This is a genomic window from Pseudomonas proteolytica, assembly GCF_007858275.1.
Lineage (GTDB): Bacteria > Pseudomonadota > Gammaproteobacteria > Pseudomonadales > Pseudomonadaceae > Aquipseudomonas > Aquipseudomonas proteolytica.
In genome coordinates this window covers 43,738-60,744 of the sequence record NZ_VFEV01000003.1, presented here as the reverse complement: position 1 = coordinate 60,744, position 17,007 = coordinate 43,738, and the positions used below count along the sequence as shown (strand labels likewise).

At 60.4% G+C, this 17,007-nt stretch carries 21 protein-coding genes; 11 read left to right on the top strand and 10 right to left on the bottom strand.

The window, feature by feature from the left end; translation table 11 throughout:
* Positions 1 to 78: 78 nt before the first annotated feature.
* Positions 79 to 507, bottom strand: a complete 429-nt coding sequence (locus tag FIV38_RS03120) for an NINE protein (protein ID WP_029300473.1) — start codon at positions 505 to 507, stop codon at positions 79 to 81.
* A 249-nt stretch (positions 508 to 756) separates the two neighbouring features.
* Between FIV38_RS03120 and FIV38_RS03115 the strand changes: the two genes are divergently transcribed.
* Positions 757 to 1,392 (top strand): C40 family peptidase, encoded by a 636-nt coding sequence (locus FIV38_RS03115; RefSeq protein ID WP_092231123.1) that lies wholly within the window; start codon positions 757 to 759, stop codon positions 1,390 to 1,392.
* Between the two features lie 139 nt (positions 1,393 to 1,531).
* Here FIV38_RS03115 and FIV38_RS03110 read toward each other — a convergent pair whose 3' ends face one another.
* Complete coding sequence (locus FIV38_RS03110) at positions 1,532 to 2,566, bottom strand: type IV pilus twitching motility protein PilT (RefSeq protein WP_092231125.1); 1,035 nt, start codon at positions 2,564 to 2,566, stop codon at positions 1,532 to 1,534.
* 57 nt (positions 2,567 to 2,623) lie between these two features.
* Between FIV38_RS03110 and FIV38_RS03105 the strand changes: the two genes are divergently transcribed.
* The 9 genes from FIV38_RS03105 (at position 2,624) to FIV38_RS03065 (ending at position 9,263) form a co-directional block, all read left to right on the top strand.
* A complete protein-coding gene (locus FIV38_RS03105) occupies positions 2,624 to 3,310 on the top strand; it encodes a YggS family pyridoxal phosphate-dependent enzyme (RefSeq protein ID WP_092231127.1) in 687 nt (228 codons plus the stop codon).
* A gap of 33 nt (positions 3,311 to 3,343) precedes the next feature.
* Positions 3,344 to 4,162 carry a pyrroline-5-carboxylate reductase gene (gene proC / locus FIV38_RS03100; RefSeq protein ID WP_092231130.1) on the top strand — a complete coding sequence of 273 codons (819 nt, stop codon included), beginning with the start codon at positions 3,344 to 3,346 and terminating at the stop codon, positions 4,160 to 4,162.
* A 24-nt stretch (positions 4,163 to 4,186) separates the two neighbouring features.
* Positions 4,187 to 4,774: a YggT family protein gene (locus FIV38_RS03095; RefSeq protein ID WP_092231133.1), complete on the top strand. Its 588-nt coding sequence runs from the start codon at positions 4,187 to 4,189 to the stop codon at positions 4,772 to 4,774.
* Positions 4,775 to 4,905: 131 nt separating this feature from the next.
* Positions 4,906 to 6,045 (top strand): homoserine O-succinyltransferase MetX, encoded by a 1,140-nt coding sequence (gene metX, locus FIV38_RS03090; protein WP_092231136.1) that lies wholly within the window; start codon positions 4,906 to 4,908, stop codon positions 6,043 to 6,045.
* 7 nt (positions 6,046 to 6,052) lie between these two features.
* Positions 6,053 to 6,673 (top strand): methionine biosynthesis protein MetW, encoded by a 621-nt coding sequence (metW, locus tag FIV38_RS03085; RefSeq protein ID WP_029300485.1) that lies wholly within the window; start codon positions 6,053 to 6,055, stop codon positions 6,671 to 6,673.
* Between the two features lie 21 nt (positions 6,674 to 6,694).
* Positions 6,695 to 7,129, top strand: coding sequence for a DUF4426 domain-containing protein (locus FIV38_RS03080; RefSeq protein ID WP_029300487.1), 435 nt, complete (start codon positions 6,695 to 6,697; stop codon positions 7,127 to 7,129).
* The gene (rdgB, locus tag FIV38_RS03075) at positions 7,126 to 7,722 is read left to right on the top strand and encodes an RdgB/HAM1 family non-canonical purine NTP pyrophosphatase (RefSeq protein ID WP_029300489.1); all 597 of its coding nucleotides are present in this window, start codon (positions 7,126 to 7,128) and stop codon (positions 7,720 to 7,722) included. Before FIV38_RS03080 ends, rdgB begins: the two co-directional genes overlap by 4 nt.
* Positions 7,719 to 8,921: a radical SAM family heme chaperone HemW gene (gene hemW, locus FIV38_RS03070; protein WP_029300492.1), complete on the top strand. Its 1,203-nt coding sequence runs from the start codon at positions 7,719 to 7,721 to the stop codon at positions 8,919 to 8,921. The genes rdgB and hemW overlap by 4 nt, the downstream gene beginning before the upstream one ends.
* Before the next feature lie 18 nt (positions 8,922 to 8,939).
* Entirely contained in the window at positions 8,940 to 9,263 is a 324-nt protein-coding gene (locus FIV38_RS03065) for a DUF3392 domain-containing protein (protein ID WP_029300493.1), read from the top strand.
* A gap of 365 nt (positions 9,264 to 9,628) precedes the next feature.
* Here FIV38_RS03065 and trmB read toward each other — a convergent pair whose 3' ends face one another.
* The 4 genes from trmB to FIV38_RS03045 all read right to left on the bottom strand — a co-directional run bounded on the left by trmB (position 9,629) and on the right by FIV38_RS03045 (position 11,866).
* Complete coding sequence (gene trmB / locus FIV38_RS03060; protein WP_029300750.1) at positions 9,629 to 10,354, bottom strand: tRNA (guanosine(46)-N7)-methyltransferase TrmB; 726 nt, start codon at positions 10,352 to 10,354, stop codon at positions 9,629 to 9,631.
* Between the two features lie 9 nt (positions 10,355 to 10,363).
* Entirely contained in the window at positions 10,364 to 11,158 is a 795-nt protein-coding gene (locus tag FIV38_RS03055; protein WP_017845016.1) for a thiazole synthase, read from the bottom strand.
* A gap of 55 nt (positions 11,159 to 11,213) precedes the next feature.
* Positions 11,214 to 11,414 carry a sulfur carrier protein ThiS gene (thiS, locus tag FIV38_RS03050; RefSeq protein WP_029300748.1) on the bottom strand — a complete coding sequence of 67 codons (201 nt, stop codon included), beginning with the start codon at positions 11,412 to 11,414 and terminating at the stop codon, positions 11,214 to 11,216.
* Between the two features lie 71 nt (positions 11,415 to 11,485).
* The gene (locus FIV38_RS03045) at positions 11,486 to 11,866 is read right to left on the bottom strand and encodes a DUF423 domain-containing protein (RefSeq protein WP_029300746.1); all 381 of its coding nucleotides are present in this window, start codon (positions 11,864 to 11,866) and stop codon (positions 11,486 to 11,488) included.
* 74 nt (positions 11,867 to 11,940) lie between these two features.
* On the opposite strand from FIV38_RS03045, the gene mtgA reads away from it, so the two are divergent.
* Positions 11,941 to 12,663, top strand: a complete 723-nt coding sequence (gene mtgA, locus FIV38_RS03040) for a monofunctional biosynthetic peptidoglycan transglycosylase (protein WP_029300744.1) — start codon at positions 11,941 to 11,943, stop codon at positions 12,661 to 12,663.
* Between the two features lie 91 nt (positions 12,664 to 12,754).
* Here mtgA and rpoH read toward each other — a convergent pair whose 3' ends face one another.
* The 4 genes from rpoH to ftsY all read right to left on the bottom strand — a co-directional run bounded on the left by rpoH (position 12,755) and on the right by ftsY (position 16,850).
* Positions 12,755 to 13,609 carry an RNA polymerase sigma factor RpoH gene (gene rpoH / locus FIV38_RS03035; protein ID WP_003176698.1) on the bottom strand — a complete coding sequence of 285 codons (855 nt, stop codon included), beginning with the start codon at positions 13,607 to 13,609 and terminating at the stop codon, positions 12,755 to 12,757.
* Between the two features lie 114 nt (positions 13,610 to 13,723).
* Positions 13,724 to 14,746, bottom strand: coding sequence for a permease-like cell division protein FtsX (ftsX, locus tag FIV38_RS03030; protein ID WP_029300742.1), 1,023 nt, complete (start codon positions 14,744 to 14,746; stop codon positions 13,724 to 13,726).
* Positions 14,743 to 15,414, bottom strand: a complete 672-nt coding sequence (gene ftsE, locus FIV38_RS03025; protein WP_092231138.1) for a cell division ATP-binding protein FtsE — start codon at positions 15,412 to 15,414, stop codon at positions 14,743 to 14,745. Before ftsE ends, ftsX begins: the two co-directional genes overlap by 4 nt.
* The gene (gene ftsY / locus FIV38_RS03020) at positions 15,411 to 16,850 is read right to left on the bottom strand and encodes a signal recognition particle-docking protein FtsY (protein WP_092231141.1); all 1,440 of its coding nucleotides are present in this window, start codon (positions 16,848 to 16,850) and stop codon (positions 15,411 to 15,413) included. Before ftsY ends, ftsE begins: the two co-directional genes overlap by 4 nt.
* Between the last annotated feature and the right edge of the window lie 157 nt (positions 16,851 to 17,007).

Below are 17,007 nucleotides of genomic sequence, written 5' to 3'. Positions count from 1 at the left end.
AACAAATAGGTCGACTGATACACTGCTTTCGCGAGCAAGCCCGCTCCCACAATTAGATCCTCACAAGGCTGGAGATGATCAGCGACCGCCCAGCCGCTCGGCATTGCGCACCGAAATCTGCGTGTTCAGCGTCCAGAAGTCATACAGCACGCCAATCAGGAACAAGCCTCCGGTCACCAGGTACAACAGGCCGGTGAGCCATTTGCCCTGATACATGCGGTGCAAGCCAAACACCCCAAGAAACGCCAACAGAATCCAGGCCACGTTGTATTCAATGGGCCCGGCGGTAAAACGCAGGTCGGCTTCGCGGTCCATTGCCGGGATCAGAAACAGGTCGATCAACCAGCCAATGCCCAGCAAACCAAAGGTGAAGAACCAGATCGTCCCGGTCACCGGCTTGCCGTAATAGAAGCGGTGCGCCCCAGTGAATCCGAAGATCCAGAGCAGGTAACCGATCATCTTGCTGTGGGTGTCCTGTTGCGAAACGCCCTGTCGATAGGTGTTCATGAATGACCTCTTTTGCCTCGATAGATAAATATTTCTGGTTTCTTTGTGACTTTTTTACAGGCACCCGACGTACGGCAAATGATATCGTCGCTCCCCTCAAAGCCTTATGCCGCCTGACTTGTGTAGGACAATTGCGACAGTTCGTCGCGGTTTTCCTGATTTTGACGTCAAGGTTCAGTCGACAAACGGCCTGAGAAAGACACTAAAAGCTGTTATAAAGTTGCGCGCAAACCAACAAGAGCCTGCCTTATGCGACCATTTTTAAAGACATGGCTAACCATTTGCCTATTGATGCCACTGGCCGCCCACGCCACCAATCGTGAGCAACGACTTCCGAACGTTAATGGTTTCACCCCTAAAGTTCACGCCACTACCAACTCTGCCAAATCGGTAAAACTCACCGTCAAGCGCCCGACTCAAGTGAGCAAGGCCCACGGTAAAGCAGTTTCCGGCCTGGTAGCGAGCAATAACCAGCAAAGCAGCAAAGTCCTCAGCCGTGCCGTAAACGTGCTGGGTACTCCTTATCGTTGGGGCGGCAGCAGCCCAAGTAAAGGCTTTGATTGCAGCGGCCTGGTGAAATACGCCTTCAATGATGTGGCTGCGGTGGATTTGCCACGCACCTCCAATGCAATGGCCAGTGGCCACGGGCAGAAGGTTGATCGCAAGGATTTGAAGCCCGGCGACCTATTGTTCTTCAAGCTCAAGAGCCGCCAGGTCAACCATGTAGCCATCTACCTGGGCAACGACCGTTTTATCCACGCGCCGCGCCGTGGCAAGTCGGTCAGCATCGACACCCTGAAAAAGCCGTTCTGGAACAAGAACTACGTGATTGCCAAGCGCGTGCTGCCTAAAGAGCAGAACAACCTGCGCATTGTGCAACGCTGATTCAAGGCTGAAATGCGGTAAACATGTGGGAGCGGGCTTGCTCGCGAATGCAATAGATCAGCCACCAAAGAGGGTGACTGACACACCGCATTCGCGAGCAAGCCCGCTCCCACATTTGATTTTTATTGCCCGCAAGACCTCACATGTCGGTAGGCACCCTCGCCTTCTGCTGCGCCTCTTCGCGGCTGACCAGCCCCTGACTCACCAGCCCCTTCAAGCTCATATCCAACGTCTTCATCCCCAACGCCCCACCCGTCTGGATCGCCGAATACAACTGCGCCACCTTGTCCTCGCGGATCAGGTTACGGATCGCCGGTGTACCGAGCATGATTTCATGGGCCGCCACGCGCCCGCCGCCGACTTTTTTCAGCAGCACCTGGGAAACCACCGCCTGCAGCGACTCCGAGAGCATCGAGCGGACCATGGCCTTTTCCCCCGCGGGGAACACATCCACCAGCCGGTCCACGGTCTTTGCCGCCGAACTGGTGTGCAGGGTGCCAAATACCAGGTGCCCGGTTTCAGCCGCCGTCAGGGCCAGGCGGATGGTTTCCAGGTCGCGCAACTCGCCGACCAGGATCACATCCGGGTCTTCGCGCAGCGCAGAACGCAGGGCGGCGGAGAAACTGTGGGTATCGCGATGCACCTGGCGCTGGCTGATCAGCGCCGTGCGCGGTTCATGGACAAATTCGATAGGGTCTTCAAGGGTCAGGATGTGCTGCTGGCGGGTGTTGTTGAGGTAATCGATCATCGCCGCCAGGGTGGTGGACTTGCCCGAGCCCGTGGCCCCGGTCACCAGCACCAGCCCCCTGGGCAGTTCGGCGATGCGCCGGAACACGTCGCCCAGCCCCAGGCTTTCCAGGCTCTGTACCCGGGAGGGAATCGCGCGAAACACCGCGCCCATCCCTCGGTGCTGCTGGAACACATTGGCGCGAAAGCGCGCCACACCGGGCAACTCGAAGGAAAAATCCGTTTCAAGAGATGTTTCGAAATCCTTTTGCTGGTGTTTATTCATGATCGGGCTGAGTAAGTCCGCTACTTGCGTAGCACTCAATGGGGGCCAGTCGAGTGGCACAACCTCGCCATCGACTCGCATCCTCGGCGCCAACCCTGCCGACAGATGCAGGTCGGAGGCGCCCCGGCTGACGCTGGCGGTCAGCAGTTCAGTGATGTCCATAGGGCTATCCATTTCCAGTAGAATGCCGCGGACTCCATATCCACGGGCGCAACTTGAATGTCGACCATAGCAGACAATATTGGCCTGGTTAGTCAGCGGATCCGTGCTGCGGCCCAGGCCGTGCAGCGCGATGAATCCAGCGTGCATTTGCTGGCGGTCAGCAAGACCAAGCCCGCGCAAGCCGTGCGCGAAGCCTATGCCGCCGGGATGCATGACTTCGGTGAAAACTACTTGCAGGAAGCCCTCGGCAAACAAGCCGAATTAACCGACCTGCCCTTGAGTTGGCACTTCATCGGCCCCATTCAATCGAACAAGACGCGCGCTATCGCCGAGAACTTCGCTTGGGTGCATTCCGTGGACCGCCTGAAAATCGCCCAACGCCTGTCGGAGCAACGCCCGGCCGACCTGCCGCCGCTCAATATCTGCGTTCAGGTCAATGTCAGTGGCGAAGCCAGCAAGTCCGGCTGTACACCCGCCGATTTGCCAGCGCTGGCCGAGGCGATCCAGGCCCTGCCGCGCTTGAAGCTGCGTGGCCTGATGGCGATCCCCGAGCCCACCGACGACCGTGCGCAGCAAAATGCGGCGTTTGCGAAGGTGCGTGACTTGCAAGCGAGCCTGAACCTGGGGCTCGACACACTTTCCATGGGCATGAGCCATGACCTTGAGTCGGCCATTGCCCAAGGGGCCACGTGGGTGCGGATCGGTACCGCCCTGTTTGGTGCCCGCGACTACGGCCAGCCATGAAATGGCTGACTTCCATCTGAGTAAGGACCTGTCATGAGCAGCACGCGTATAGCCTTTATCGGCGCCGGTAACATGGCGGCCAGCCTGATCGGCGGCCTGCGGGCCAAGGGCCTGGACGCTTCGCAGATTCGCGCCAGCGATCCGGGCGCCGAGACCCGCGCCCGGGTGAGCGCCGAGCACGGTATCGAAACCTTTGCCGACAACGCCGAAGCCATCCAGGGCGTCGACGTGATTGTGCTGGCGGTCAAGCCACAGGCCATGAAAGCCGTGTGCGAAGCGTTGCGCCCAAGCCTGGCACCGCAACAACTGGTGGTGTCGATTGCCGCCGGCATCAATTGCGCCAGCATGAACAACTGGCTCGGCGCCCAGCCCATCGTACGTTGCATGCCCAACACGCCATCACTGCTGCGCCAAGGCGTCAGCGGCCTGTACGCCACCACCCAAGTGAGCGCCGAGCAACGTGAGCAGGCCCAGGAGCTGTTGTCGGCCGTGGGTGTGGCCCTGTGGCTGGACGAGGAACAGCAACTGGACGCCGTCACCGCTGTGTCCGGCAGTGGCCCGGCGTATTTCTTCCTGCTGGTCGAAGCCATGACCGCGGCTGGCGTGAAGCTGGGCCTGCCACGGGAAATCGCCGAGCAACTGACTCAGCAAACCGCCCTCGGCGCCGCGCATATGGTGGTGTCCAGCGATGTGGACGCGGCCGAGTTGCGTCGTCGCGTGACCTCGCCCAATGGCACCACGCAGGCTGCCATCGAATCGTTCCAGGCCGGGGGCTTTGAAGCCCTGGTCGAAAAAGCACTGGGTGCCGCCGCGAATCGCTCGGCAGAAATGGCCGAACAGCTGGGCAAATAATCGTCCCCAACATAGGAATTAAACATGCTCGGAATCAATGACGCTGCCATTTTCATCATCCAGACCCTGGGCAGCCTGTATCTGCTGATCGTGCTGATGCGCTTTATCCTGCAACTGGTGCGGGCGAACTTCTATAACCCGCTGTGCCAGTTCGTAGTGAAAGCCACACAACCGTTGCTCAAGCCGCTGCGTCGAGTTATCCCGAGCCTGTTCGGCCTGGACATGTCATCGCTGGTGCTGGCGCTGCTGCTGCAGATCCTGCTGTTTGTGGTGATCCTGATGCTCAACGGCTACCAGGCCTTCACCGTGCTGCTGCTGCCTTGGGCGCTGATTGGTGTTTTCTCGCTGTTTTTGAAAATCATCTTCTGGTCGATGATCATCAGTGTGATCCTGTCGTGGGTCGCACCAGGCAGCCGCAGCCCAGGCGCCGAACTGGTCGCCCAGATTACCGAACCGGTGTTGGCACCGTTCCGTCGCCTGATCCCCAACCTGGGCGGCCTGGATATCTCGCCGATCTTCGCGTTTATCGCGATCCAATTACTGCAAAGCTGGGTGATTCCGCGCCTGGCGTTTTACGCGTTCATGCCCAAGGAGCTCTTCGGGCTGATCTGAATGCGCCAACTCATGTGGGAGGTGGCGTGCTCCCTCCCACATTTTGTATCTGTGCACTGGTGCAGACCTTTGCTTGCCGCTAGCCCCCCCGCTCTTTAGACTTACGCCTCATTTAAACGAGAGCAGGGTCGATGCCAGCTGCCTTCCCCCCCGATTCTGTTGGACTGGTCGTGCCCCAAGTGGCGCACTTCAGCGAACCCCTGGCCCTGGCCTGCGGTCGATCGCTGCCGGCCTATGACCTGATCTATGAAACCTACGGCCAGCTGAACGCCACGGCGAGCAATGCCGTGCTGATCTGCCACGCCCTTTCTGGCCATCACCACGCCGCCGGCTACCACAGCGCCGACGAGCGCAAGCCCGGCTGGTGGGACAGTTGCATCGGCCCCGGCAAGCCCATCGACACCAATAAGTTCTTTGTGGTCAGCCTGAACAACCTCGGCGGCTGCAACGGCTCCACCGGCCCCAGCAGCCTCAACCCGGAGACCGGCAAGCCGTTCGGCGCCGACTTCCCGGTGCTGACCGTGGAAGACTGGGTGCACAGCCAGGCGCGCCTGGCCGACCTGCTCGGCATAAGCCAGTGGGCAGCGGTGATCGGCGGCAGCCTGGGCGGCATGCAGGCGCTGCAATGGACCATCACTTACCCCGACCGCGTGCGCCATTGCCTGGCCATCGCCTCGGCCCCCAAGTTGTCGGCGCAGAACATCGCGTTCAACGAAGTGGCGCGCCAGGCAATCCTCACCGACCCCGAGTTCCACGGTGGTTCGTTCCAGGAAGCCGGGGTGATCCCCAAGCGCGGCTTGATGCTGGCGCGGATGGTCGGGCATATCACCTACCTGTCGGATGACTCCATGGGCGAGAAATTCGGCCGCGGGCTCAAGAGCGAGAAGCTCAACTACGACTTCCACAGCGTCGAATTCCAAGTCGAAAGCTACCTGCGTTACCAGGGCGAGGAGTTCTCCGGGCGTTTCGACGCCAACACCTACCTGCTGATGACCAAGGCCCTGGACTACTTCGACCCGGCGGCAAACTTTGATGACGACCTGGCGAAGACCTTCGAGGGTGCCACCGCCAAGTTCTGCGTGATGTCGTTCACCACCGACTGGCGCTTCTCCCCGGCCCGCTCGCGGGAACTGGTGGATGCGCTGATGGCCGCCCGCAAAGACGTGTGCTACCTGGAGATCGATGCACCGCAAGGCCACGACGCCTTCCTGATCCCGATCCCGCGCTACCTGCAGGCGTTCAGCAACTACATGAACCGCATTACATTGTGAGAAAGCCATGAGAGCCGACCTGGAAATCATCCAAGACTGGATCCCCGCCGGCAGCCGCGTGCTCGACCTGGGTTGCGGCGATGGCGAACTGCTGAGCTGGCTGCGCGACAACAAGCAAGTCACCGGCTATGGCCTGGAAAACGACCCGGACAACATCGCCCAGTGCGTGGCCAAGGGCATCAACGTGATCGAGCAGGACCTGGACAAGGGCCTGGGCAACTTTGCCAGCAACAGCTTCGATATCGTGGTGATGACCCAGGCCCTGCAGGCCGTGCACTACCCGGATCGGATTCTCGACGAGATGTTGCGCGTCGGCCGCCAGTGCATCATCACCTTCCCCAATTTCGGCCACTGGCGCTGCCGCTGGTACCTGGCCACCAAGGGCCGGATGCCGGTATCGGATTTCTTGCCGTACACCTGGTACAACACGCCGAACATTCACTTCTGCACCTTCGAAGATTTCGAGGCGTTGTGCAGTGGGCGTGAAGCCAAGGTCATCAACCGCCTTGCCGTCGATCAGCAGCATCGCCACGGCTGGGCGAGTAAGCTATGGCCTAATCTTTTGGGTGAAATCGGAATTTATCGGGTCAGCAGTCCTGGCCTGACCGATCATCAGATTGCCGTCTAACCATTTTCGAGGAGGACGATCATGAGTCGCCTGGCTATTTTTCTACTCACCGCCTGCCTGGGCGCCAGCGCCATGGCCGCCGGCCCTATCGACAGTAACCGGCAGAAGGCGTTTGGTGATATCACCGTGCACTACAGCACCTTCACCTCCAGCTTCCTGCAACCCGAGACGGCCCAGGCCGTGGGTGTGGTGCGCAGCAAGAACAAGGGCATGATCAACGTCTCGGTGATCAAGGGCGTGGAGCCTGTGGCCGCGCAAGTGACCGGCACGATCAAGGACTTGACCGGCAAGAGCGAAATGCTGACGTTCAAGCAGATCACCGAAAAAGGCGCGATCTACTACCTCGCCCCCTACTCGGTGCCGCAGCAGGAATTCCGCACCTTTACCATCAATGTTGAAACCGGCGGCAAGGCCCACGGTTTCAGTTTCACCCAAGAACTGTTCCCGGCCGAATAATGAACCTGACACAACTCGTACTGGCCAGCCACAACGCCGGCAAACTCAAGGAACTCCAGGCCATGCTCGGCGAATCGGTGCAATTGCGCTCGATTGGCGAGTTCAGCCAGGTGGAACCCGAAGAAACCGGCCTGTCGTTCGTCGAAAACGCCATCCTCAAGGCCCGCAATGCCGCGCGCATTTCCGGTCTGCCGGCACTGGCCGACGATTCTGGCCTGGCCGTGGACTTCCTCGGCGGCGCCCCTGGCATCTATTCGGCGCGGTATGCCGACGGCAAAGGCGACGCGGCGAACAATGCCAAGTTGCTGGACGCGCTCAAGGATGTACCGGACGCGATGCGTGGCGCGCAGTTCGTGTGCGTGCTGGCCCTGGTGCGGCATGCCGATGACCCGCTGCCGATTCTCTGCGAAGGCCTGTGGCACGGGCGCATCCTGCATGCCGCCAGTGGCGAGCATGGGTTTGGCTATGACCCACTGTTCTGGGTGCCGGAGCGCAATGTCTCCAGCGCCGAACTGAGCCCGGCCGACAAGAACCAGATCAGCCACCGCGCCCGCGCAATGGCTTTGCTGCGCCAGCGTCTGGGCTTGAAATGACCCAGAACACCTCCGCGCAGCCACTGATCCTCGGTGGCGCGCAAACACCTCGGGCGGCCCTGCCAGTGCTGCCGCCCCTGGCGCTGTACATCCACATCCCGTGGTGCGTGCGTAAATGCCCCTATTGCGACTTCAACTCCCACACCGCCAGTAAGGTGCTGCCGGAGCAAGAGTATGTCGATGCGTTGCTGGCGGACCTGGATCAGGATCTGCACGCGGTGTATGGTCGCGAGTTGAGCTCGATCTTCTTTGGCGGCGGCACGCCTAGCCTGTTCAGTGCTGCGGCACTGGGCCGATTGCTGGAGGGCGTGGAGCAACGCATACCGTTTGCCCGCGACATCGAGATCACCCTGGAAGCCAACCCCGGCACCTTCGAGCAGGAGAAGTTCGTCGCCTATCGCAAGCTGGGGATCAATCGCCTGTCCATCGGCATCCAGAGCTTCCAGCAGGAAAAACTCAAGGCCCTGGGCCGCATTCACAACGGCGACGAAGCCGTGCGCGCCGCCGGCATGGCGCGCCAGGCCGGGTTCGATAACTTCAACCTGGACCTGATGCACGGTTTGCCCGATCAATCCCTGGACGATGCCTTGAGCGACCTGCGCCAGGCCATCGCCCTCAAGCCGACCCACCTGTCGTGGTACCAGCTGACCCTGGAACCCAACACAGTGTTCTGGAACCAGCCGCCGACGCTGCCGGAAGACGACACCCTGTGGGATATCCAGGAAGCCGGCCAAGCCCTGCTCGCCGCCCACGGATACGCCCAGTACGAAGTTTCGGCCTATGCCCAGCCGGGTCGCCCCGCACGGCATAACCTCAACTACTGGAGCTTTGGCGACTTTATTGGCATCGGTGCCGGCGCCCACGGCAAGCTCAGCCATCCTGACGGGCGCATCGTGCGCACCTGGAAGACTCGCGCACCAAAGGACTACCTCAACCCGGCCAAAAGCTTTCAGGCAGGCATGAAAGAGCTGACCAACGAAGAGTTGCCTTTCGAGTTCCTGATGAACGCCCTGCGCCTTACCGACGGCGTTGAAGCCAGGCTTTACGCCGAACGCACGGGCCTGGACCTGGCCAGCCTGGACGAGGCCCGGCGCGAGGCAGAACAAAGTGGCTTATTGCAGGTCGAACCGTCACGCCTGGCGGCCACCGACCGTGGGCAACTCTTTCTCAATGACCTGCTGCAGAAGTTTTTGAGCTGATCGCTCTAAGGAAATCCCATGGATCTGGTACTCGACCTGCTTGCCACCGTATCCCGCTGGAGCCGCAGTAACCTGTCAGAAATATCCCTGGCGCTTGTCGGCTGCTTGCTGGTGCTGTTCGGTGCCGACATCAAGGGCTGGGTCGAAGCGCGCCTGGGCAACATCGCCGGCGCCTTGCGCGTACCGTTGATGGCCCTGCTGTGCATGATCGGCAGCGGTGCCGCGCTGATCTACGCCACGCCGTGGATTGTGCGGGGGTTGAGCCAGTTCAATAACTACAGTTTGGCGCCGGTGTTGCTGGTGGTGCTGGTGTTGATTGGCGTGGTTGCCGACCGCCGCTGACCAAAAGCCCACCACCAAAAAACTGTAGGAGCGAGCTTGCTCGCGAAGAACGTCAACGATAACGCCGAGCTATCAGGTAGCCCGTGTCGCCTGCCCGTTTTTCGCGAGCAAGCTCGCTCCTACAGTTGATCGCATTTCAGTCTTCTAGCTGATCAAGCCAGCTTTTCGAACTTCAAATCCCATGCTGGTGATCGGGCACTCGGCCGGGACTGACTAAAAGCCCAACACCACAAAACTGTAGGAGCGAGCTTGCTCGCGAAGAACGTTAACGATAACGCCGAGCTATCAGGTAGCCCGCGTCGCCTGTCCGTTTTTCGCGAGCAAGCTCGCTCCTACAGTTGATCGCATTTCAGTCTTCTAGCTGATCAAGCCAGCTTTTCGAACTTCAAATCCCAAACCCCATGCCCCAATCGCTCGCCACGGCGTTCGAACTTGGTGATCGGGCGCTCGGCCGGGCGTGGCACGCATTGACCGTCTTCGGCCAGGTTGCGGTAGCCAGGGGCGACGTTCATCACTTCCAGCATGTACTCCGCGTACGGTTCCCAGTCGGTGGCCATGTGCAGGATGCCGCCCACTTTCAGCTTGCTGCGTACCAGTTCCGCGAAGGAGGCCTGGACGATGCGGCGCTTGTGGTGGCGGCTCTTGTGCCATGGATCCGGGAAAAACAGCATCAGGCGGTCGAGGCTGTTGTCGGCAATGCAGCGGTTGAGCACTTCGATCGCGTCGCAGTCGTAGACACGCAGGTTTTTCAGGCCCTGGGTCAGCACGCCGTTAAGCAATGCACCTACGCCCGGACGGTGGACTTCCACGCCGATAAAATCTTGCTCGGGCGACGCTGCGGCCATTTCCAGCAGGGAATGGCCCATGCCGAAGCCGATTTCCAGGGAGCGCGGGGCCGAACGGCCAAACACCTGGTCGAAGTCCACCGGCGCATCGGCCAGGGGCAGGACGAACAACGGCGTGCCCTGGTCCAGGCCCTTTTGCTGGCCTTCGGTCATGCGCCCGGCACGCATCACAAAGCTTTTGATGCGGCGGTGCTTGGACTCGTCGCCTTCTTCCACGGGGTTCGGCGTTTCGTTTGATTCAGTCATCAATGGCTCTTACTTGATCAGACCATCCAGCGGCGAGGAGGCGCTGGCGTAAAGTTTTTTCGGCATACGCCCGGCGAGGTACGCCAGGCGGCCGGCGACAATCGCGTGTTTCATGGCTTCGGCCATCATGATCGGCTGTTGCGCGTTGGCGATAGCGGAGTTCATCAGCACCGCCTCGCAGCCCAGCTCCATGGCGATAGTGGCGTCGGACGCGGTACCGACGCCGGCATCCACCAGTACCGGGATCTTCGCTTCTTCGAGGATGATCTGCAGGTTGTATGGGTTGCAGATCCCCAGGCCAGTACCGATCAGGCCGGCCAGCGGCATAACCGCGATGCAGCCGATTTCGGCCAGTTGGCGCGCGATGATCGGGTCATCGCTGGTGTAGACCATCACGTCAAAACCTTCCTTGACCAGGGTTTCAGCGGCCTTGAGGGTTTCGATCACGTTGGGGAACAGGGTTTTCTGATCAGCCAGCACCTCCAGCTTCACCAGATTGTGGCCGTCGAGCAGCTCACGGGCCAGGCGGCAAGTGCGCACGGCTTCGATGGCGTCGTAGCAACCGGCGGTGTTGGGCAGGATGGTGTAGCGATCCGGCGGCAGGATATCCAGCAAGTTCGGTTCGCCCGGGTTCTGGCCGATGTTGGTGCGGCGCACCGCCACCGTCACGATCTCGGCGCCCGAGGCTTCGATAGCCAGGCGGGTTTCTTCCATGTCGCGGTATTTACCGGTGCCTACCAGCAAACGCGACTGGTAGGTACGACCGGCCAGGACGAAGGGCTTGTCGCTACGAACGATGCTCATGGGAAATCCTCGAGTTGGGGTGAGGTTCTGCAGAATTCGGGTAGTTGCCCCAGGGCTAGCCGCCGCCGATGGCGTGGACCACTTCGACCTGGTCGCCTTCGGCAAGGGCGGTTTCGGTGTGCTGGCTACGCGGCACGATATCCTGGTTGAGCTCCACTGCGACGCGACGCCCGGTCAGTTCCAGACGGGTCAGCAGGGCCGCGACGGTTTCACCGTCGGGCAGTTCATAGGATTCGCCGTTCAATTGAATGCGCATGCCACGGGCCGCCATCGTTTTTAGGGGCCAGCATTCTAGCCTGATCGTGACCTGAAGGTCAGCTACAAGCGTCAGGCGGTCAGTTGCAGGCGCCAGGCGGCGAGCCCCAGGCACAGCCAGCCAATCAGGAATGCCAGGCCGCCAAACGGGGTGATGATCCCCAGTTTGCCGATGCCGACGGTAGTCAACAGATACAGGCTACCGGAGAACAACAGGATACCGATGCTGAACGACACCCCCGCCCACATCACCAGGCGCCCGGGAATATGCGCCGCCAGCAAGGCCACGCCAAACAACGCCAGGGCATGCACCAGTTGGTAAGTCACGCCGGTATGGAAAATCGCCAGGTATTCAGCACTCAGGCTTTTTTTCAGGCCATGGGCAGCGAACGCGCCGAGGGCAACACCGGTAAAACCGAAAAAGGCAGCCAACATCAGAAAGCCACGCAGCATGAGGAACTCCAGTCAGACTCAAAGGGCCGGGTCTGTATAATGGCCCGCTCAACGGGTTCGGCCAAGCCATCTCTATGCTGCGTGTCCTCTTCAGTCGTTTTCTCAAAGTCGTGAAATGGTTCGTCATCGCCAGTGTTTTGCTGGTGCTGCTGTTTCGTGTCGTCCCGCCACCGTTCACCGCGCTGATGGTCGAGCGCAAGATCGAATCCTGGGTCGACGGCGAGCCTATTGACCTGCAACGCAGTTGGGTGCCGTGGGACGAGATCTCCGATGACCTGAAATTGGCGGTCATGGCCGGCGAAGACCAGCGTTTCCCGCAGCATTGGGGTTTTGACTTTGGCGCGATCCAGGCCGCCCTGCTGCATAACGAGCGCGGCGGCTCGCTGCGTGGCGCCAGCACGTTGAGCCAGCAGGTGTCGAAGAACCTGTTCCTGTGGGCAGGCCGCAGTTATCTGCGCAAGGGCCTGGAGGCCTGGTTTACCGGATTGATCGAGATTCTCTGGCCCAAGCAACGGATCCTTGAGGTGTACTTGAACAGCGTGGAGTGGGATGAGGGGGTGTTTGGCGCAGAGGCGGCAGCGCGACACCATTTCGGGGTGAGTGCCAAGGGGCTTTCGCGGCAGCAGGCCAGCTATCTGGCCGCAGTGCTACCTAATCCGCGGGCTTGGAGTGCCAGCCACCCAACCGCGTATGTGGCGCGGCGGGCGGCTTGGATTCGCCAGCAGATGGGGCAGTTGGGTGGCACGGGCTACTTGAATGAGCTGAACACCACGCGAAAGGCGCCGTGGTCCAACTGACGCCACACAAAGCCGGCTCCTACAGGGGCGTGACACAAAAAAAATGCCCCGATCTTTCGATCGGGGCATTTTTTTGGCCGTTCGCTGCGTGTTAGGCGGCGATCGACAGTTTCAGCTTGTTCATCGCGCTCTTCTCAAGCTGACGAATCCGCTCGGCCGACACGTTGTACTTTTGCGCCAGGTCGTGCAGCGTGGCTTTTTCTTCTGCCAGCCAACGCTGGTAGAGGATGTCACGGCTGCGATCGTCCAGCACTTCCAGTGCTTCGTGCAGGTTGTGGTTGGAGTTGTCGCTCCAATCGGCATCTTCCAGTTGACGCGCCGGGTCGTACCGGTGGTCTTCCAGGTAGTTGGCCGGCGATTGGAAGGCGCTGTCGTCGTCCGCTTCAGCGGCCGGGTCGAAGGCCATGTCATGGCCGGTCAGGCGACTTTCCATCTCGCGCACTTCCCGAGGCTCCACACCGAGGCTTTCAGCCACACGGTGGACTTCCTCGTTGTTCAGCCACGCCAGGCGTTTCTTCTGGCTGCGCAGGTTGAAGAACAGCTTGCGCTGGGCCTTGGTGGTCGCCACTTTCACAATGCGCCAGTTGCGCAGGATGAACTCGTGGATTTCCGCCTTGATCCAGTGCACGGCGAACGACACCAACCGCACACCCATTTCCGGGTTAAAGCGCTTTACAGCCTTCATCAGGCCGACGTTGCCTTCCTGGATCAGGTCAGCCTGGGCCAGGCCGTAGCCGCTATAGCTACGGGCGATATGTACGACAAAACGCAGGTGGGCGAGCACCATCTGCCGAGCCGCCCCCAAATCCTGCTCATAGTAGAGACTCTCGGCCAGTTCACGCTCCTGCTCGGGCGTCAGCAAAGGAATGCTGTTGACCGTGTGCACATAGGCTTCCAGGTTCGCGCCTGGGACCAGAGCATAAGCAGGTTGCAAAGAAGTGGTCATACGAAAAAACCTCCGACTCACATAACTCGTGCAGTTCAGCACTGCGAAAATTGACCGGAAACCGTAGGACAAGTTCCCTATAAACGCTGAAAGGTCAATACAAGCAAAAAGACACTATTTCGGCGCCAGCTCCCTGAGATGGCGTGCGACTGCGATCCATGCACCGATATAACCCAACAACACCGCGCCAAGCAAGAGCGATAGACCATCGGCAGCGGGTACGCCAGCCAAGGCAAAGTCACTGCCATACAAACCGGCCAGGCCGACTACCGCGTCGTTCAGCCAATCAAGGCCAAACGCCAATACACCCCAGGACAGAATCCCGGCACCGAAGCCATAAAGCGCGCCCATATACAGAAAAGGACGACGCACATAGCTGTCTGTGCCGCCGACCAGTTTAATCACTTCTATCTCGGTGCGACGGTTTTCAATATGAAGACGAATGGTATTGCCTATCACCAAAAGTAATGCAGAAACCAGCAACACCGTCAGGCCGAAGACAAACCGGTCGCCCAGCTTGAGAATCGCCGCCAGACGCTCGACCCAGACTAAATCAAGCTGCGCCTGTTGTACCTTGGGCAGTTCAGCCAATTTTTGTCTTAATGCTTCAAGGGCCGTCTTGTCGATTTCATTTGGCGTCACCAGCACCACGCCCGGCAGCGGGTTCTGCGGCAGCTCCTTGAGCGCCTCGCCCAGGCCCGATTGCTGCTGGAATTCTTCCAGGGCCTGGTCGCGGCTGATGTACTCGGCATCCGCCACGCCCGGCAGGTTCTTGATCTGCTCGCGCAAGGCCTCGCCTTCAGTGGCGCTGGCATCCAGTTGCAAGTACAGGGAAATCTGCGCCGCACGCTGCCAGGAGCCGCCAAGGCGCTCGACATTATTAAGCAGCAACGACAACCCCATCGGCAGGCTCAACGCCACAGCCATTACCAGGCAGGTAAAGAAGCTGCCAATCGGCTGTTTGCCCAAGCGGCGCAGGCTATCCACCAGGCTGGCGCGATGGCTTTCGATCCAGGCGTGCAGCAGGGTGCTGAAATCGGGACCGTCATCTTCGTCGCGTTTCTTTTTCTGCGGCTGCGGATCGGCCGCTTTCGGCGCGACGCGCTCGGAGACTTTAGGGCTGCGTGTGGCACTCATACGCCGGCCTCCCCGTCGCCAATCAGGCGGCCGCGCTGCAGGGTCAACATGCGATGGCGCATGCGCGCGATCAATGCCAGGTCGTGACTGGCAATCAGCACGCTGGTGCCCAGGCGGTTGATGTCTTCAAAAACCCCCATGATCTCTGCGGCCAGGCGCGGGTCAAGGTTACCGGTGGGTTCGTCCGCCAGCAGCAAGGCCGGGCGGTGGACAATGGCGCGGGCGATGCCGACGCGCTGTTGCTGGCCGGTGGACAGGTCGCCGGGGTACAAATCGGTCTTGTCCGACAGCGCCACGCGCTCCAGGGCCGAATCCACGCGCTTGACGATTTCGGCCTTGGACAGGCCGAGAATCTGCAATGGCAAAGCGATGTTGTTGAACACCGTGCGATCGAACAGCAACTGGTGGTTCTGGAACACCACGCCGATCTGCCGACGCAGGAGCGGGATCTGCGCATTGCTGATGGTGGCCAGGTCCTGGCCGGCCAGCAGCAGTTTGCCGGTGGTGGGGCGCTCCATGGCCAGCAACAGGCGCAGCAAGGTACTTTTGCCGGCGCCGGAGTGACCGGTGACAAACAAGAACTCGCCACGGCGCACCCGGAAACTCAGCTCATGCAAGCCGACATGCCCGTTGGCGTAGCGCTTGCCCACCTGTTCAAAACGAATCATGAACGCTCCCGCTCGGCAAACAGTGCCTGGACAAAGGGTTCGGCCTCAAAGGTGCGCAGGTCATCAATACCTTCGCCGACACCGATATAACGAATCGGCAACCCGAATTGTTTAGCCAGGGCGAAAATAACCCCACCCTTGGCCGTGCCATCGAGCTTAGTCAATGCCAGGCCAGTGAGCTGTACCGTCTGGTTGAATTGCTTGGCCTGGCTGATCGCGTTCTGCCCAGTGCCGGCGTCCAGCACCAACAGCACCTCGTGCGGCGCGTCGGCGTCGAGCTTGCCCATCACCCGGCGGACTTTCTTCAACTCTTCCATCAGGTTGTCTTTGGTATGCAGGCGACCGGCGGTATCGGCGATCAGTACATCGATGTTCCGGGCCTTGGCGGCTTGCACGGCATCGAAGATCACCGAAGCGGAGTCGGCGCCGGTGTGCTGGGCGATGACCGGGATCTTGTTGCGTTCGCCCCACACCTGCAATTGCTCCACCGCAGCGGCGCGGAAGGTGTCACCGGCGGCGAGCATGACTTTCTTGCCTTCCAGTTGCAGCTTCTTCGCCAGCTTGCCGATGGTAGTGGTCTTGCCGGCGCCGTTGACGCCTACCACCAGGATCACGAAGGGTTTCTTCTCGGTGATCACCAGCGGCGCTTCCACCGGCTTGAGCATGGCGGCCAGTTCGGCCTGCAATGACTTGTAAAGCGCGTCGGCGTCAGTGAGCTGCTTGCGCGCCACCTTCTGGGTCAGGCTCTGGATGATCACGGCGGTGGCTTCGACGCCCACGTCAGCAGTCAGCAGGCGGGTCTCGATGTCTTCGAGCAGCTCGTCATCGATGATTTTCTTGCCGAGGAACAGGCTCGCCATGCCTTCGCCGATGCTGGCGCTGGTTTTGCTCAGGCCTTGCTTGAGGCGGGCGAAGAAGCCGGTCTTGCTGGCTTCGGCAGGCGCCTCGGCAGGCACAGGCACTGCGACAGCCTCGATGACTGCGGGAGCAGCATCGATCACCAGCGGAGCTGGCTCGACTACGAGCGGGGCTGGCTCAACGACGACGGGTAGCGGCTCGACAGGCTCGACAATGGCAGGAATCGGCGGCGCTGCATGTTCGGCCTGCACATCCTCCACCAACGCAACGGGCTCTTCAGCCACCGGCAATGACGGCCATGGCTTGTGCTCTGGCTCTGGCTCTGGCTCTGGCGCAGCCTCCACCACCGGTTGCAACACCGGCTCGGCCATAGGCAACACCACCGGGGCCTCGACGACAGGCTCGGCCACCGGCTCAATCGCAGGTTCCGCCTGCAGAACAGGCTCGGGCACAGGCTCAGGTTGGACTTGCGGCTGTTCGACGACGGTTTCCTGCGGCTTTTTGCGCAGCCATCCGAACAGGCCTTTTTTCTCGCCAGCCGCAGCTGGGCTCTTCTTGTCGTCGTTGGAACCAAACATGGAGGACGGCTATCTCACGGTAGCGACGCGCCTAGGTGGCGCCTCGGTAAATAATATTCGATGCGCAACAGACTGTTTTTTAGCCAGCTTGTTCATGCGCAGCATTTTGTGAGGCGTGAATACAGCCTCAACAAATCGATTCAATATAGGACTGAAG

Excerpts from the sequence above, each read along its gene's own strand:
- FIV38_RS03065 (WP_029300493.1), top strand. The coding sequence starts at position 8,940 with ATGGATCTGGTACTCGACCTGCTTGCCACCGTATCCCGCTGGAGCCGC.
- thiS (WP_029300748.1), bottom strand. The coding sequence starts at position 11,414 with ATGCGCATTCAATTGAACGGCGAATCCTATGAACTGCCCGACGGTGAA.
- FIV38_RS03120 (WP_029300473.1), bottom strand. The coding sequence starts at position 507 with ATGAACACCTATCGACAGGGCGTTTCGCAACAGGACACCCACAGCAAG.
- FIV38_RS03045 (WP_029300746.1), bottom strand. The coding sequence starts at position 11,866 with ATGCTGCGTGGCTTTCTGATGTTGGCTGCCTTTTTCGGTTTTACCGGT.
- hemW (WP_029300492.1), top strand. The coding sequence starts at position 7,719 with ATGACCCAGAACACCTCCGCGCAGCCACTGATCCTCGGTGGCGCGCAA.
- mtgA (WP_029300744.1), top strand. The coding sequence starts at position 11,941 with ATGCTGCGTGTCCTCTTCAGTCGTTTTCTCAAAGTCGTGAAATGGTTC.
- ftsY (WP_092231141.1), bottom strand. The coding sequence starts at position 16,850 with ATGTTTGGTTCCAACGACGACAAGAAGAGCCCAGCTGCGGCTGGCGAG.
- FIV38_RS03110 (WP_092231125.1), bottom strand. The coding sequence starts at position 2,566 with ATGGACATCACTGAACTGCTGACCGCCAGCGTCAGCCGGGGCGCCTCC.
- ftsX (WP_029300742.1), bottom strand. The coding sequence starts at position 14,746 with ATGAGTGCCACACGCAGCCCTAAAGTCTCCGAGCGCGTCGCGCCGAAA.
- trmB (WP_029300750.1), bottom strand. The coding sequence starts at position 10,354 with ATGACTGAATCAAACGAAACGCCGAACCCCGTGGAAGAAGGCGACGAG.
- FIV38_RS03095 (WP_092231133.1), top strand. The coding sequence starts at position 4,187 with ATGCTCGGAATCAATGACGCTGCCATTTTCATCATCCAGACCCTGGGC.
- FIV38_RS03115 (WP_092231123.1), top strand. The coding sequence starts at position 757 with ATGCGACCATTTTTAAAGACATGGCTAACCATTTGCCTATTGATGCCA.
- FIV38_RS03055 (WP_017845016.1), bottom strand. The coding sequence starts at position 11,158 with ATGAGCATCGTTCGTAGCGACAAGCCCTTCGTCCTGGCCGGTCGTACC.
- ftsE (WP_092231138.1), bottom strand. The coding sequence starts at position 15,414 with ATGATTCGTTTTGAACAGGTGGGCAAGCGCTACGCCAACGGGCATGTC.
- FIV38_RS03080 (WP_029300487.1), top strand. The coding sequence starts at position 6,695 with ATGAGTCGCCTGGCTATTTTTCTACTCACCGCCTGCCTGGGCGCCAGC.
- metX (WP_092231136.1), top strand. The coding sequence starts at position 4,906 with ATGCCAGCTGCCTTCCCCCCCGATTCTGTTGGACTGGTCGTGCCCCAA.
- rpoH (WP_003176698.1), bottom strand. The coding sequence starts at position 13,609 with ATGACCACTTCTTTGCAACCTGCTTATGCTCTGGTCCCAGGCGCGAAC.
- metW (WP_029300485.1), top strand. The coding sequence starts at position 6,053 with ATGAGAGCCGACCTGGAAATCATCCAAGACTGGATCCCCGCCGGCAGC.
- FIV38_RS03105 (WP_092231127.1), top strand. The coding sequence starts at position 2,624 with ATGTCGACCATAGCAGACAATATTGGCCTGGTTAGTCAGCGGATCCGT.
- proC (WP_092231130.1), top strand. The coding sequence starts at position 3,344 with ATGAGCAGCACGCGTATAGCCTTTATCGGCGCCGGTAACATGGCGGCC.